The organism is Lacinutrix sp. MEBiC02404 (genome assembly GCF_053601575.1).
Window position 1 is genome coordinate 1 of record NZ_JBSHNV010000143.1, and the last position, 14,075, is coordinate 14,075.

The 14,075-nt window shown below is 32.9% G+C and carries 14 protein-coding genes; 9 read left to right on the top strand and 5 right to left on the bottom strand.

Annotated elements, in window-relative coordinates:
* Nucleotides 1-667: 667 nt before the first annotated feature.
* A complete protein-coding gene (locus ACVCXO_RS04565) occupies nucleotides 668-1,450 on the bottom strand; it encodes a carboxypeptidase-like regulatory domain-containing protein (RefSeq protein WP_452228417.1) in 783 nt (260 codons plus the stop codon).
* An 87-nt stretch (nucleotides 1,451-1,537) separates the two neighbouring features.
* On the bottom strand, nucleotides 1,538-3,421 hold the full coding sequence (locus tag ACVCXO_RS04570; protein WP_452228418.1) for a DEAD/DEAH box helicase: 1,884 nt from the start codon (nucleotides 3,419-3,421) through the stop codon (nucleotides 1,538-1,540).
* 490 nt (nucleotides 3,422-3,911) lie between these two features.
* Here ACVCXO_RS04570 and ACVCXO_RS04575 point away from each other — a divergent pair, with 490 nt between their 5' ends.
* Entirely contained in the window at nucleotides 3,912-4,955 is a 1,044-nt protein-coding gene (locus ACVCXO_RS04575; protein ID WP_452228419.1) for a flavin-containing monooxygenase, read from the top strand.
* Between the two features lie 3 nt (nucleotides 4,956-4,958).
* Here the strand turns inward: ACVCXO_RS04575 and ACVCXO_RS04580 are convergent, their stop codons facing one another.
* Nucleotides 4,959-5,537, bottom strand: coding sequence for a non-canonical purine NTP diphosphatase (locus ACVCXO_RS04580; RefSeq protein ID WP_452228420.1), 579 nt, complete (start codon nucleotides 5,535-5,537; stop codon nucleotides 4,959-4,961).
* An 86-nt stretch (nucleotides 5,538-5,623) separates the two neighbouring features.
* On the opposite strand from ACVCXO_RS04580, the gene ACVCXO_RS04585 reads away from it, so the two are divergent.
* Together ACVCXO_RS04585 and hpf are read left to right on the top strand one after the other, a co-directional pair.
* On the top strand, nucleotides 5,624-6,586 hold the full coding sequence (locus ACVCXO_RS04585; RefSeq protein ID WP_452228421.1) for a DUF4421 family protein: 963 nt from the start codon (nucleotides 5,624-5,626) through the stop codon (nucleotides 6,584-6,586).
* 89 nt (nucleotides 6,587-6,675) lie between these two features.
* Complete coding sequence (hpf, locus tag ACVCXO_RS04590; protein WP_452228422.1) at nucleotides 6,676-6,975, top strand: ribosome hibernation-promoting factor, HPF/YfiA family; 300 nt, start codon at nucleotides 6,676-6,678, stop codon at nucleotides 6,973-6,975.
* Nucleotides 6,976-6,994: 19 nt separating this feature from the next.
* Here hpf and rlmH read toward each other — a convergent pair whose 3' ends face one another.
* Nucleotides 6,995-7,468: a 23S rRNA (pseudouridine(1915)-N(3))-methyltransferase RlmH gene (gene rlmH / locus ACVCXO_RS04595; RefSeq protein ID WP_452228423.1), complete on the bottom strand. Its 474-nt coding sequence runs from the start codon at nucleotides 7,466-7,468 to the stop codon at nucleotides 6,995-6,997.
* A 91-nt stretch (nucleotides 7,469-7,559) separates the two neighbouring features.
* On the opposite strand from rlmH, the gene nadC reads away from it, so the two are divergent.
* The 4 genes from nadC (at nucleotide 7,560) to priA (ending at nucleotide 12,373) form a co-directional block, all read left to right on the top strand.
* Nucleotides 7,560-8,420, top strand: coding sequence for a carboxylating nicotinate-nucleotide diphosphorylase (gene nadC, locus ACVCXO_RS04600; RefSeq protein ID WP_452228424.1), 861 nt, complete (start codon nucleotides 7,560-7,562; stop codon nucleotides 8,418-8,420).
* Between the two features lie 101 nt (nucleotides 8,421-8,521).
* Nucleotides 8,522-9,469 carry a YihY/virulence factor BrkB family protein gene (locus ACVCXO_RS04605; protein WP_452228425.1) on the top strand — a complete coding sequence of 316 codons (948 nt, stop codon included), beginning with the start codon at nucleotides 8,522-8,524 and terminating at the stop codon, nucleotides 9,467-9,469.
* Nucleotides 9,462-9,890, top strand: coding sequence for a DUF2147 domain-containing protein (locus ACVCXO_RS04610; protein ID WP_452228426.1), 429 nt, complete (start codon nucleotides 9,462-9,464; stop codon nucleotides 9,888-9,890). Before ACVCXO_RS04605 ends, ACVCXO_RS04610 begins: the two co-directional genes overlap by 8 nt.
* Before the next feature lie 32 nt (nucleotides 9,891-9,922).
* On the top strand, nucleotides 9,923-12,373 hold the full coding sequence (priA, locus tag ACVCXO_RS04615; protein ID WP_452228427.1) for a replication restart helicase PriA: 2,451 nt from the start codon (nucleotides 9,923-9,925) through the stop codon (nucleotides 12,371-12,373).
* 157 nt (nucleotides 12,374-12,530) lie between these two features.
* On the opposite strand, the gene ACVCXO_RS04620 is transcribed toward priA, so the two are convergent.
* Nucleotides 12,531-13,226, bottom strand: a complete 696-nt coding sequence (locus tag ACVCXO_RS04620) for a LytR/AlgR family response regulator transcription factor (protein WP_055442300.1) — start codon at nucleotides 13,224-13,226, stop codon at nucleotides 12,531-12,533.
* A 208-nt stretch (nucleotides 13,227-13,434) separates the two neighbouring features.
* Between ACVCXO_RS04620 and rpsF the strand changes: the two genes are divergently transcribed.
* Nucleotides 13,435-13,773, top strand: a complete 339-nt coding sequence (gene rpsF, locus ACVCXO_RS04625; RefSeq protein ID WP_452228428.1) for a 30S ribosomal protein S6 — start codon at nucleotides 13,435-13,437, stop codon at nucleotides 13,771-13,773.
* Nucleotides 13,774-13,775: 2 nt separating this feature from the next.
* Complete coding sequence (gene rpsR / locus ACVCXO_RS04630) at nucleotides 13,776-14,075, top strand: 30S ribosomal protein S18 (RefSeq protein ID WP_055442298.1); 300 nt, start codon at nucleotides 13,776-13,778, stop codon at nucleotides 14,073-14,075.

Sequence of the window (14,075 nt, forward strand, 5' to 3'; positions counted from 1 at the left end):
GCTTCGCATTTTAGGTCAAACTCTCCGAATTTATTTTCAATAAATCCACCTCTCTTTAGCTAAAGAGAGGAGCAGGTTTTGTATTGTGATTATACTAACAAAGTAGCTCTCCTCTTATTTTAAGGGGAGAAATAAATTTAAATGCTTTTCGCATTTGAAGAAAGAGGAGTTAAAAGAGTAGTGTTGTGGATATCAAAATAGCTTTGCATTTTAGGTCAAACTCTCCGAATTTATTTTCAATAAATCCACCTCTCTTTAGCTAAAGAGAGGAGCAGGTTCTTTAGTATAATTATACTAATGAAGCAGCTCTCCTCTAATTTTAAGAGGAGAATGAATTTAAATGCTTTTTGCATTTGAAGAAAGAGGAGTTAATAAAATAGTGTTTTGGATATTAAAACAGCTTCGCATTTTAGGTCAAACTCTCCGAATTTATTTGCAATAAATCCACCTCTCTTTAGCTAAAGAGAGGAGCAGGTTCTTTAGTATAATTATACTAATGAAGCAGCTCTCCTCTAATTTTAAGAGGAGAATGAATTTAAATGCTTTTTTGCATTTGAAGAAAGAGGAGTTAATAAAATGGGGTTTAGGATATTTATCAGCACATTTAGAACACAAAAAAAGCGTAACCAAATAAATGATTACGCTTTATATATATAATTAAATCGTTCTAAAACTTTCCAGATCTACTTCTGCTTAAAACTTTATATTCTTCATAACATTCGCTAATAGCATCTAGTACTTGAAGATCGTTAGCAGAGTTAATAAATTCCTTAGAATAATTACACTGACTTACAATTTCATCTAAATCTACTTTGTTTACTTGCAGTAAAGCCATCAGCATTTCTCTGTCAAAACGCGTAGCAAGTAAACTTCGTATTTCGTCATCTTGCTTCATCTTTTTCAACTTACGCATCTCGTTAGGTTGTCTACCAAACATGCGGAATAAAAAGTCTGCAGGATTAAAAATAGCACCTAATACTTTGGTTACAGCACTTGGTGAGCTGTTTCCTGCTTCGTAACCTGTGCTAGGTAAACCAGAAATAGCGTATCTGTAATTGTTGTTTTTCGGGATGTTTTTAATATCTACTTCCAAGAAACCAGTAAGCTTAAATTGATTTACTACTACTTCTTCTAAAGCTAAAGCAAGTTCTGTTAAAGCAATATTAGAGCTTCCGTATTTTAACCAGTCATTGGTAACTTTTACTTTTATAGATTTAAAACCTAAATACGAAAAGTGTAACGTATCACTTACTTTTGCGGTAAGTTCAAATTCTCCTTTTTCGTTTGTTGTAGTACCAATTACCTGAGTAAGATTTACAATATTTACGCTTTCTAGAGTGTTATCATCGGCAGCATTAATTACTACACCTATTACTTTAGTTGGCGTTTCTTGTGCCTGACTAAATGTTATGGTGAATAATAAAATAAATAAGGTAAACCAATTCTTCATAATGGTGTTTGTCGTTTTATAAAGGTACAAACATATTTATAAATATGGCAGTACCTTTACATTTTGACTTAAAATTAACAAAAAGGTTTAACGTCTAGAGCGTTTTGGTCTAGCATGTGTTGTCTTAAATTCTGATTTATCTCTACTAGATTCTGATCCTCTTGAAGAAGAAGAACCTTCCGAACTACGTCTATCTCCTCGATTAGAATCACTTCTTCTAGAATCGCTTCCAGATTCACTTCTTCTTCCAGAACTACGTCTGTCTCCGCCACCTCTTGGTCTGTCAGATCCACCACGTCTTCTGTCGCCTCCACCGCCGTCACGTCTTCCGCCACCACGATTTCTTCCGCCACCGCCTCCGCGGTTTTCGCTAACTTCTACATTAACAAAACGTCCTTCATGTTTGTAATCTGTAAAGAATGCAATAATTTTTTCTTGGTGTTCTTTTTCCGTATTAAAAAAGGAGAAGCTTTCTTTTACATCTACTTTAAATACATCATCTCTACCAAGTTCTAATATTTCTTTTAAGAAGTCTTTTAACTTCATCCAGTCAAAACCATCTTTTTCACCGACATTAATAAAGTAACGAGAATCGCTTCCGCCACCTTGACTTCTTCCGCCTTCGCGATCACTACCTGCTGCTGGTCCAGAAACATTTAAGTTTTTAGATTTTTGGTAGTAATTAAAGAATCTTGTAAATTCTACAGAGAAGAATTTTTTAATCAGTTCTTCTTTAGTTGTTTCTTCAAATAAGCCATTAATATCTTCTAAATACTTATCAATTTCGTGATTGATTTCTGTATTATGAATCTTATTTGCTAAAGACATTAGTTGTACTTCGCAAATAGCCATTCCGTTAGGAATTTCTTTTAATTCAAATTTTTGGTTAATAATACGTTCAATACTTTTTAAACGTCTTACTTCACTTTTAGAAACAATAACCATAGAAACACCAGTTTTACCAGCACGACCAGTTCTACCAGAACGGTGCGTATACGTTTCTATTTCATCACTTAATTGGTAGTTAATTACGTGTGTAATATCATCTACATCAATACCACGAGCAGCAACATCTGTTGCAACAAGCATTTGTATTTGACGAGATCTAAATTGTTTCATCACAATATCACGTTGATTCTGACTTAAATCACCGTGTAATGCACCAGCGCTATATCCATCTTCAATTAAGTTTTCTGCAACTTTTTGCGTATCCCGTTTCGTTCTACAAAAGATTACTGAAAATATATCTGGATTAGCATCTGCTAAACGTTTTAATGCTTGGTAACGATCTCTAGCGTTTACTAAATAGTATTCGTGAGAAACCGTATCTGTACTTTGATTTTTATGACCAACCGTAATTTCTTGTGGGTCGTTCATAAATTTCTTTGCAATCGTAGCTACCTCTCTTGGCATAGTTGCAGAGAACAACCAAGTGTTTTTATCATCAGGAGTTCCAGAAAGAATATCTGTAATATCTTCCTTGAAACCCATGTTAAGCATTTCATCTGCTTCATCTAAAACGGCATATTGTATTTTGGTAATATCTACCAAACGCCTTTTTATCATGTCTTTCATTCTACCAGGAGTAGCCACAATAACTTGTGCGCCACGCTTTACTTCACGTGCTTGATCTGTAATACTAGATCCACCATAAATAGCGACAACGTTTAAGCCTTTACAGTATTTACCGTATGCTTTCATTTCATTTGCAATTTGCAAACAAAGTTCACGAGTAGGAGAAAGTATTAAACCTTGAGTAGTACGACTATCCACGTCTATTTTTTGTAACATTGGAAAACCAAATGCTGCAGTTTTACCAGTTCCAGTTTGCGCTAAGGCAACTAAATCTGTCTCTTCGTTTAATAAAATTGGGATTGCTTTTTCTTGTACTTCAGATGGTGTTTCAAATCCTAAATCTGTAATACCTTTTAATAGTTCTTCGTTAAGACCTAAATCTTGGAATGTGCTCATTCTTGTTTTATGTATTTCAATGTCAATCTATTTTGGTGTTACGAATAGAAGTGCATTGAACATACTTAACCTAAAACTTCTAGTAACACATCCTCTCTCTGAGGAGTAATCAAACCACATGGTTTTTTCAAGTTGCAAAGGTACTCTTTTATTTAATATAAACACTAGATATGTTGTTTATTAATTATTTGGGCGTTTTAACACGCTATTCGTTCTATCTTTTTTTGCCATATACGGCAGCAAAAAAAGGATGCCACTGCTATCGTTAACGCAAACCACTTCGTTTTTTATTTTTATTAAAAGAAAAGCCACTCCGCCTTGAAAAAAATAAGGAACATGCAGTAATCGTATTTCTTAGCGTACTAATCTAAGTGGTCTTACCTTGTGTTTATGCGTGGAATGAAAAGGGGAATGCAATCTTATTCCTTCCTTTATAGTAATCCGTGTAAAAGTTTCTACCTTTGACAGGTATAAATATTAAAGAAGATACATGTTAGATTATATTATAATTGGTGGCGCGCAAGCAGGATTATCGATGGCGTATCATTTAAAAAAATCAGAAAAGGAGTTTGTAGTACTAGATGGTGAAAACGAAATTGGTGCTTCTTGGTTAAATAGATGGGATTCTTTAAAATTATTTACACCAACCGAATACAACCATTTGCCTGGTTTGAAATTTGATGCTCCAAAAGGACATTATCCTACAAAAGTAGAGGTGAGTGAATATTTTAAAAAATATGTAGAAACTTTCCAAATCCCGGTACAGCTGAATACCTTGGCGACTTCCGTAAGAAAAACGGATAAAGGTTTTTTTGTGACGTATACAGACGGCGAATTGCAAGCCAAAAATGTTATTGTTGCTACAGGACCATTTCATATTCCATACACACCGCCTTGTAATACTAAAATAGCTAAAAGTATATTACAATTACATAGCAATTATTATAAAGGAGTACACCAATTACAAGATGGAGATGCTTTGGTAGTTGGAGGAGGAGATTCTGGATATCAAATATTAAATGAAATTTCTAAAGATGCTAACAGAACTGTTTATTTTTCTGGAGATACTACGGTGCGATCCTTGCCACAGCAAATTTTAGGTAAAACCTTATGGTGGTGGTTTACACTTGTTGGTTTTTTAAGTTATAATAAGTATAGTTGGATAGGGAAGAAGATCAGTAATTTTTCACAACCCGTTATTGGTACCGATGTGAAAGAAATTCTTTCTAGAGAAAATGTAATTACCAAAGGAAGAACTAAAGATGCATTACAAGAAGATGTTATTTTTGAAAAGTCGAAAGTTTCTACCATTAAAAATGTGATTTGGGCAACAGGGTATCGTCCAAACTTTACATGGATTGAAGGTTTAGAATTAGATGAAAACAGCTATCCTAAAAATTTTAGGGGCGTCAGTAATATTGACGGTTTATATTTTATTGGTTTGCCTTGGATGTACACACGCGGATCGGCAACTTTAGGAGGTGTTTCAAAAGATGCTAGTTACTTGGCAGATATTATAAGTAAGCAAGATTAGTAGTTAACGGAAGCTTTGTAGAAAATCCACAAGCTGCTTAACGGCTTTTCCTCTGTGTCCAACCTTGTTTTTTTCTGCTATAGAAATTTCAGCAAAGGTTTTATCAAATCCTTCCGCTTTAAAAATAGGGTCATAACCAAAACCATTTTGGCCATGTTTTTCAGGCGTTATTGCACCCTTACAAATTCCTGTAAAGGTTTCTAGTTTTCCGTTTAGATGCAAAGCAACAACGGTTTTAAATCGCGCTTGTCTGTTGGTTTTGTCTTTTAGATTTGATAAAAGTAAATCCATATTATCGTTATCCTTACGCTGTTCTCCCGCATATCTAGCAGAATAAACGCCAGGCTCGTTATTTAAAGCTTCCACTTCTAATCCGGTGTCATCTGCAAAACAATCGTAACCATAGTGTTTTTTAATGTAAGCTGCTTTTTGAACCGCATTACCTTCTATCGTATTTTGCGTTTCTGGTACCTCTTCAAAACAGCCAATATCTTTTAAACCCAAAAGTTTAATGTGCTCCGGAATTAAAGATTGTACTTCTTTTAATTTATTTAAATTGTTGGTTGCGAAAACAAGTTGCATAGTTCGTGGTAATTAATGTATTTTAGCTTCTGTAAAAGTAAATTAATATTCCTTTGTTAGAACAACATATTTTTAAAAAGACTTTCATGTCTAAGTTATTTTTCCTCATTCTTTTTTGTTTTTCTTTTTTTTCTGCGCGTTCACAAACGTTGGAAGATGTAGATTCTATGCTAGTAGATCGTAATTTGGAAAATTATTCGATACGACTATTTTCTAATTTTAAAGTAAAAAAATTCAGCATAAAAGATGGCGATTCCAAGTCCAAGTTTGTGCCTAATAATAGATATGGTTTAGGTTTTGGAGTGGCTAGTGAAAAGTTTATATTGGATATCGCTTTCAATATTAAAAACCCTAATAAAGCAGAAACAAAGCGGTTTGATTTACAAGGGACTACCATTTTAAAGCAGCAGCATTATGTAAATTTATATATACAAACCTATAAAGGATTTAATGTTAAAAATGATTTTGATGTACCAACGGTTTTTAGAAGTGATATTCGTTCGGTAACCTTCGGAATTAATTATTTGTACACTTTTGATGATGTGGCATTTTCATATTCGCAATTGAAAGCAGGCTTGCCACAAAAGAGAAATAAAGATGTGTATATCACCGGAGGAGTTGGTGTTTTTGGGGTGTATGATTATTTTTCAGCAGATGCTACTATTTTATCCGAAGATACTAGTGCATACTATAATGAAGAAGCAAATATTAAAAGATATAATGGTCGCGCTTTAGGTCTTTTAGCCGGATTTGTTTCGTATTTTAAACTTCCCGAAAATATTACAGCTACTTTTAATTTTATGCCTGGAATAGCATTAATAAACAAGAAAATTACCTTAGAAGAAGATAGTTACAGACCATCAAATCCAATGCTTTATAAAATCGATTTTCATGTGGGATTGGGCTATAGTTATAAACGATACTATGCTAGTTTAACGTATGGAAACGGTTTTTATGCCACAGATTTTGATAATGATAACAAATACCTTTTTAATCTGTCTAACGCCAAATTAGCAATCGGTTATAAGTTAAAAGGGAAGAAAAAATAAGAGGTTTTAAAAGAATATGATATAAATCATTTTTAATGATCTATAAAAGTCTTATTTTTAAATAATCGAAAAATAAAATACTTAAGATTATGACTATAAACTTTGAATACGTGGATGTAGATGTTAGTGAGATGCTAAACGCTTTTACGACAGAAAAACTAGATAAATTATTTAACAGATATGACTTTTTAATTAGTGCTACCGTTCGTTTTAAAAAGAACGAAAAAGATCCTAACAAAGGAGAAATCTGTGATATAGAACTAAGCCTTCCAGGACCAAGAGTATTTGCTACTTCCGATGAAAAGAAATATGAAGTTGCCGTACGTGAAACCATTAAAGATTTAGAAAAACAACTTAAAAAACGCAAAGAAACTTTTTCTACCCATTAAATTTTATTCTATAGAGGATTTACCTGTGATGATAAGGCTCATTCTTTAAAATGGTAAATCCTCTATATAATTGCTCGATTACAAATAAACGCACCATTTGATGGGAAAAGGTCATTTTTGATAAAGATAGTTTTCCTTGTGCTTTATGATATACATCAGGACTAAAACCATAAGGTCCGCCAATTACAAAAACCAATTGCTTGATACCAGAATTCATGTGTTTTTGTAAGTAGTTTGAAAAACCAACAGAGTCTAATTGTTTCCCGTTTTCATCCAATAAAATCAACACATCGGTTGCATTTAACTTTCCTAAAATAAGCTCGCCTTCTTTTTGTTTTTGCTGCTCCTCGCTTAGATTTTTAACTTTTTTTAAATCCGGAATAACCTCTAATTCAAACTTAATATAAAAGCCTAGACGTTTTGTGTAATCATCTATTAAGCTTTGTAATTGCTTGTTGTCTGTTTTGCCAATGGCTAGTAGTTTAATCATCATAGGTCGCAAAGATAAAGTTTTTTAGAATTTGGAATTTATAAATTTGAATATTTCCATTTTCAATCGTTATTTTAGCACAAAGAAATTTTTTATGATAAGCAAAGCTCAATTGGATACAGAAATAGAATTAATAATTGCCAATGCCATTAGAGAAGATGTTGGAGATGGTGATCATAGCTCACTTGCGTGTATTCCTGCAACAGCACAAGGAAAAGCAAAACTTTTAGTTAAAGATGAAGGTATTATTGCAGGCGTAGCATTCGCAAAACAAGTTTTTGCTTATGTGGATAAGGACTTGAAAGTAGAAACACTTATTGAAGATGGCAGTAAAGTAAAATATGGGGATATTGTTTTTTATGTGGAAGGTGCTTCGCAATCGATCTTAAAAGCAGAGCGTTTGGTGTTAAATGCCATGCAGCGTATGAGTGCAATTGCCACAAAAACCAAGCAGTTTGTAGACCTATTGGATGGTACAGGAACTAAAATTTTAGATACCAGAAAAACAACTCCAGGAATTCGTGCTTTAGAAAAATGGGCGGTAAAAATTGGAGGAGGAGAGAATCACAGATTCGCTTTATACGATATGATTATGCTTAAAGATAATCATATCGATTTTGCTGGCGGACTAACCAAAGCAATTGAAAAAACAAAAAATTATCTAAAAGAAACCAATAGAGATTTAAAAATTATAGTGGAAGCTAGAGATTTAAAAGAAATTGAAGAAATCTTGAAAACAGATGGTGTATATCGAATTTTGATTGATAACTTTAATTATGAAGACACTAAAAAAGCAGTCAAATTGATTGGAGACAAATGCCTAACAGAAAGTTCTGGTGGAATCAATGAAAAAACAGTTAGAAAATATGCCGAATGTGGCGTAGACTATATATCTTCTGGAGCATTAACGCATTCTGTTTATAATATGGATTTAAGCTTAAAGGCTGTGAATTAGGCAGAAGGCAGAAGTTTAATATGGAAAAGTAAAAAGTATTAAAGAATGCAAAATATTATATTCAACAACCCAATCATCCAACAATCGAACCGATCTAATTAATGACCAAAAAAATAGAAGATAAACTAGATAAACTACCAGTAATAAATATATTGGTAAAGCTTTTTAAGCAAATAAAACTTCCGGGTTTTGAGGGTTTATCTATTTATGATTTGTTAGAATTGTATGTAATTGGTATTGCTAGAGGCACTTTGGCAACTCGTGCAAGTGCTATTGCATTTAGCTTTTTTATGGCCATTTTTCCGTTTTTGTTATTTGTCCTTATTGTGATTCCGTATATACCAATAGACGATTTTAGAATAGAATTTATATCTTTTCTAAACTCTTTTTTGCCTCCAAATACCTCCGAGTTTTTTGATGATAATATTTACGAAAATATAAATACAGGCCGTGGAGGTTTGCTTTCTTCTGTATTTTTACTTTCTATATTTTTAATGGCTAATGGCGTAAATGCGCTGTTTTCTGGATTTGAAAATTCCTATCATGTGCAGCTTACTCGTAATGTGATAAAGCAATATTTGTATGCTTTAGGTGTCGCTTTAATTTTAGCAATTATGGTGATTTTAACCGTAGTTATCTTTGGTTATGTAGAGATTTACTTGCTACAACCATTTTTTGATAAATTAAATGAAGAAGGACTTACTAAAGCAGACTCTAATGTGTTTTGGATTGTTGCCGCCAAATATTTATTCTTTTTAATAATGACCTATTTAGCAACGGCAACCTTATATTATTTTGGAACTAGAGAAGGAAAAGATTCTAAATTCTTTTCTGTAGGAGCGATATTAACTACCTTATTATTTGTTTTAACCTCGTATCTTTTTGGTATTTATATCAATAATTTTGCACAGTATAATGAGTTGTATGGTTCTATTGGTGCCATATTAATCTTAATGTTTTATTTGTGGTTAAATGCAAATATTTTATTGTTAGGCTATGAGTTAAATGCCTCTTTAAACGGATTGCGAAAAATTAACGGAAATGACTAAAAGCATCTTATTTGTTTTTTTCTTTTACTTGTCGTTTTCTGTTGCTGCACAAGATATCTTCGGGAAATGGAAAACAATAGACGACGAAACCGGGGAAGCAAAATCTATTGTCGAAATTTATAAAAAGGATGGAAAGGTCTTCGGTAAAATTATAGAACTGCTTAGAGATAAAGATAAAGATGCACGTTGTACCACCTGTGAAGGCGAAGAGTATAACAAGCCAGTTCTAGGACTTGAAGTCATGAAAAATCTAACTAAAGAAGGAAAACATTATAAAAACGGAAGCATTTTCGATCCAGAAAAAGGCAAAATGTATACCTGTAGATTAGCTTTAGATAGCGAAGATCCTGATATTTTAGAAGTACGTGGTTATATTTCCTTTTTATACGCTACGCAATATTGGGTTCGTGTTCTGGAATAATTTTAATTCTTAATATTTAATATCAACAACAATTGCATTATATAGACGTCATTCTTCCCGTTCCTCTAGAAAAACTATTTACCTATAGTATTACAGAGGCAGAAGCATCTTTTCTACAAGTAGGAATGCGTGTGGCTGTTCCTTTTGGTAAAACAAAAATGTACACCGCGCTTGTGCATAGTATTCATAACAACAAACCGTTGGGATATGAAGCCAAAGAAATTCATCAAATTTTAGACGAGACCCCAATAATTAATCCGCAACAATTAACGTTTTGGCAGTGGATTTCTAAATACTACATGTGTACTTTAGGGGATGTCATGCGTGCCGCTTTACCAAGTGCATTTTTGCTAGAAAGCGAAACGATTATTAGTAAAAATAACGATAAGGTAATTGCAGAGGACGAATTAAAAGATGATGAGTTTTTGGTTTACGAAGCTTTGCACCATCAGTCTTCCTTAAAGATTCAAGATCTCATAAGTATTTTAGATAAAAAGAATGTACTTCCAGTAATCAAAAGGCTTTTAGAAAAAGAAGCGATTCATTTACAAGAAGAGATTTATGAAAAGTATAAGCCTAAATATGTGCGGTATGTAAAGTTGCATACAGCGTTTACTTCGGAAGCTGCACTTCATAATTTATTAGAAGAATTAAGTAGAGCGCCAAAACAAAAACAAGTGATTATGACTTTGTTTATGTTAACCGCTAAAACGAAGAAACCAATAAAAGTTACCGAATTAACGGAAGCAAGTGGCGCTTCTTCATCCATTATAAAAACATTAGTAGATAAAGGTATTCTAGAAGAATATCATATTCAAACCGATAGAATTAATTATTCTGGTGAAGAAAATGAAGCTTCCAAAGCACTAAACGAATATCAAATTACAGCTTTAGAAGAAGTGAAAACTTCTTTTGAAAAACATAGCGTTACTTTATTACACGGTGTAACTTCTTCTGGGAAAACGGAAATATATGTCAAGCTTATTGAAGAAGCTTTGGCAAAAGGGGAGCAAGTATTGTATTTGCTTCCGGAGATAGCATTAACTACGCAGTTAGTTTCTAGGCTTCAGAATTACTTTGGAGAGCAAGTTTCTGTGTTTCATTCTAAGTATTCGATTCATGAACGCGTAGAAGTCTATCAAAATTTGCTGAACAATTCCGCGAAAGCGCAAATCATATTAGGAGCACGTTCTTCTATATTTTTACCATTCAGTAATCTCGGGCTAATTATCGTAGATGAAGAGCACGAGCAATCTTTTAAACAGTTTGATCCTGCGCCAAGATATCACGCAAGAGATGCAGCAGTTGTTTTAGCAAATATTTTTAAAGCAAAAACCTTATTAGGTTCTGCTACGCCAAGTTTGGAAAGTTCTTTTAATGCACAACAAAATAAGTATGGTTTTGTGGAATTAACCACGCGTTATAATAATGTCATGATGCCAGAAATTGAGTTGGTAGATATTAAAGACAAGCAGAAACGTAAAAAAATGAAAGGCCATTTTAGCGATAGGTTGCTAGAGGAAATGGACGAAACTTTAAAAGACGGACAGCAAATTATACTGTTTCAAAATAGAAGAGGATATTCGCCAATTGTAGAATGTAATACCTGCGGTAATGCGCCGCAATGTCCTAATTGTGATGTGAGTTTGACCTATCATCAATATAGAAATCAGTTGCGTTGTCATTATTGTGGTTATAATTCTGCCATGCTACTAAAATGTATGGCTTGTGGGAGTCCGTCATTAGATAGTAAAGGTTTTGGTACCGAGCAGATAGAAGTAGAGGTGAAGGAGTTGTTTCCGGATTATAAAGTGGGGAGAATGGATTTAGATACCACGCGAGGGAAATATGGGTATGAAAAGATTATTACGTCTTTTGAGCAACAGGAAGTCGATATTTTGGTGGGTACACAAATGCTTACCAAAGGATTGGATTTTAGAAATGTGCGGCTTGTAGGAATTATGAATGCCGATAATATGCTGAATTTTCCAGATTTTAGAGCGCATGAACGTAGTTTTCAATTGATGCTACAGGTTTCTGGTAGAGCAGGACGTACCGAAAAACGAGGAAAAGTATTAATACAAACCTATAATCCGTATCATAAAATTTTACAGCAAGTATCTACCAATGATTATGCTGGAATGTACAAAGAGCAAATGGATGAAAGGTATACTTTTAAGTATCCTCCTATTTTTAGACAAATAAAAATCACTTTAAAGCATAAGGATTATAATCGCGTAAATATGGCTGCAGATTGGTATGCGAAATCCTTGCGACAAGTTTTTGGGGATTTTGTTTTAGGGCCGGAGTTTCCGCCAGTATCTAGAATTAGAAATCAGTTTCACAAGAATATTTTAGTGAAAATTCCGCAAAAGCAAGCTTTAGGAAAAACAAAAGAAACCATATTACGAATAGATGCCAGTTTTAATGCGGTGAAAGATTTTAGATCGGTTCGCGTGATTTTGAATGTGGATAATTATTAAAATAACCCATTTACATTTGAAATACGATTTGTCTTTTCCAGAGTATTTTATGCTTTTTGAGGCATGCAAGTAGTATGGAGAACCTTTCTATCCATAAATAAGTAAAACAAAAAAAGCCCAGCAAATGCTGAACTTTTTAATACTAAATAATTTTTGGTTAGTTATTATTTAATGCTTCTACAAGTTGGGTTTTCTTATTTCTACTTAAAGGAATCTCATAAGCGCCAACTTCAACGTTTTTGCTATTAAATCGATCTACTTTATCTAGATTAACAATATATGATTTATGAATTCTTAAAAACTTACCTTCTGGTAATTCGTGTTCAAAAGCTTTCATTGTAGAAAGAACAACAAGGCTTGTTTCTTCGGTTACTAATTTTACGTAGTCACCAAGAGCTTCAATCCATTTAATGTCCTTAATATATACTTTACGTTTTTTAAGGTTACTTTTCACAAAAATGTGTTCTCCTTCTGCTTCGTTAAAGTCTAATTTTAATTTATGCTGTTCAAGAGCTTTATCGACAGCAGTACTAAATCTTTCTTTTGTAATTGGTTTTTGCAAATAATCTGTTGCATCATAATTAAATGCTTTAAAAGCATATTCTGTTTTACCAGTCACAAAAATAATCTGAGGTTTATTATTTAATACATCCAATAATTCAAATCCGTTAAGCACAGGCATTTCTATGTCTAAGAAAATTAAATCTACTTTGTGCGTATTTAAACCATTTTTAGTTTCAAGAGCACTACTATATTCTGCTATTAAATTAAGAGAAGAGTGATTTTCTATTAACTTTACAATAGACAGCCGTTGTATTGCTGAATCATCAACTACTACACAGTTTAAAGTCATAACATTATTATTTATTCGGTTAAGATATCGACAATAGTACGAATAATTCGGTTAAAAACCAAAAAACGCCGACTAAATGATTCTTTTAACAGAATTTTAACAATTGAAAATATTTCCAAATTGCTTGTAATTTGTTTTCTAATTAGTTGTACTATTTAAATAAAAGGCTTACTTTTGCACCCAATTTTAACAAATAAATTAGATTTTTATGAATCACTATGAAACTGTTTTCATCTTAAATCCCGTTTTATCTGATACACAGATAAAGGAGACAGTAAAGAAATACGAAGATTTTCTTGTTTCTAAAGGAGCAAAGATGGTATCCAAAGAAGATTGGGGCTTAAAGAAATTAGCTTACCCAATTCAAAACAAAAAAAGTGGATTTTACCACTTATTCGAATTCCAAGTAGATGGAGAAGTAATTAACCCTTTAGAAGTAGAGTTTAGACGTGATGAGCGTTTTATGCGTTACTTAACTGTATCTTTAGACAAGCACGCGATTTCGTGGGCAGAAAGAAGAAGAGTTAAACTAAAACAAAAAGCATAATTATGGCAAGTACTATAGAACAACAATCTAAAGGAAAAAAAGACGGAGAAATTAGATATTTAACTCCTCTTAATATAGAAACGAACAAGAATAAAAAGTACTGTCGTTTTCAAAAATCTGGAATCAAATATGTTGATTATAAGAATCCAGACTGGTTATTAGGTTTTGTAAACGAGCAAGGTAAAATTTTACCAAGACGTTTAACAGGAACTTCATTAAAATACCAAAGAAAAGTGTCTGTTGCTGTAAAAAGAGCACGTCACTTAGCATTAATGCCTTATGTGGCAGATTTATTAAAATAA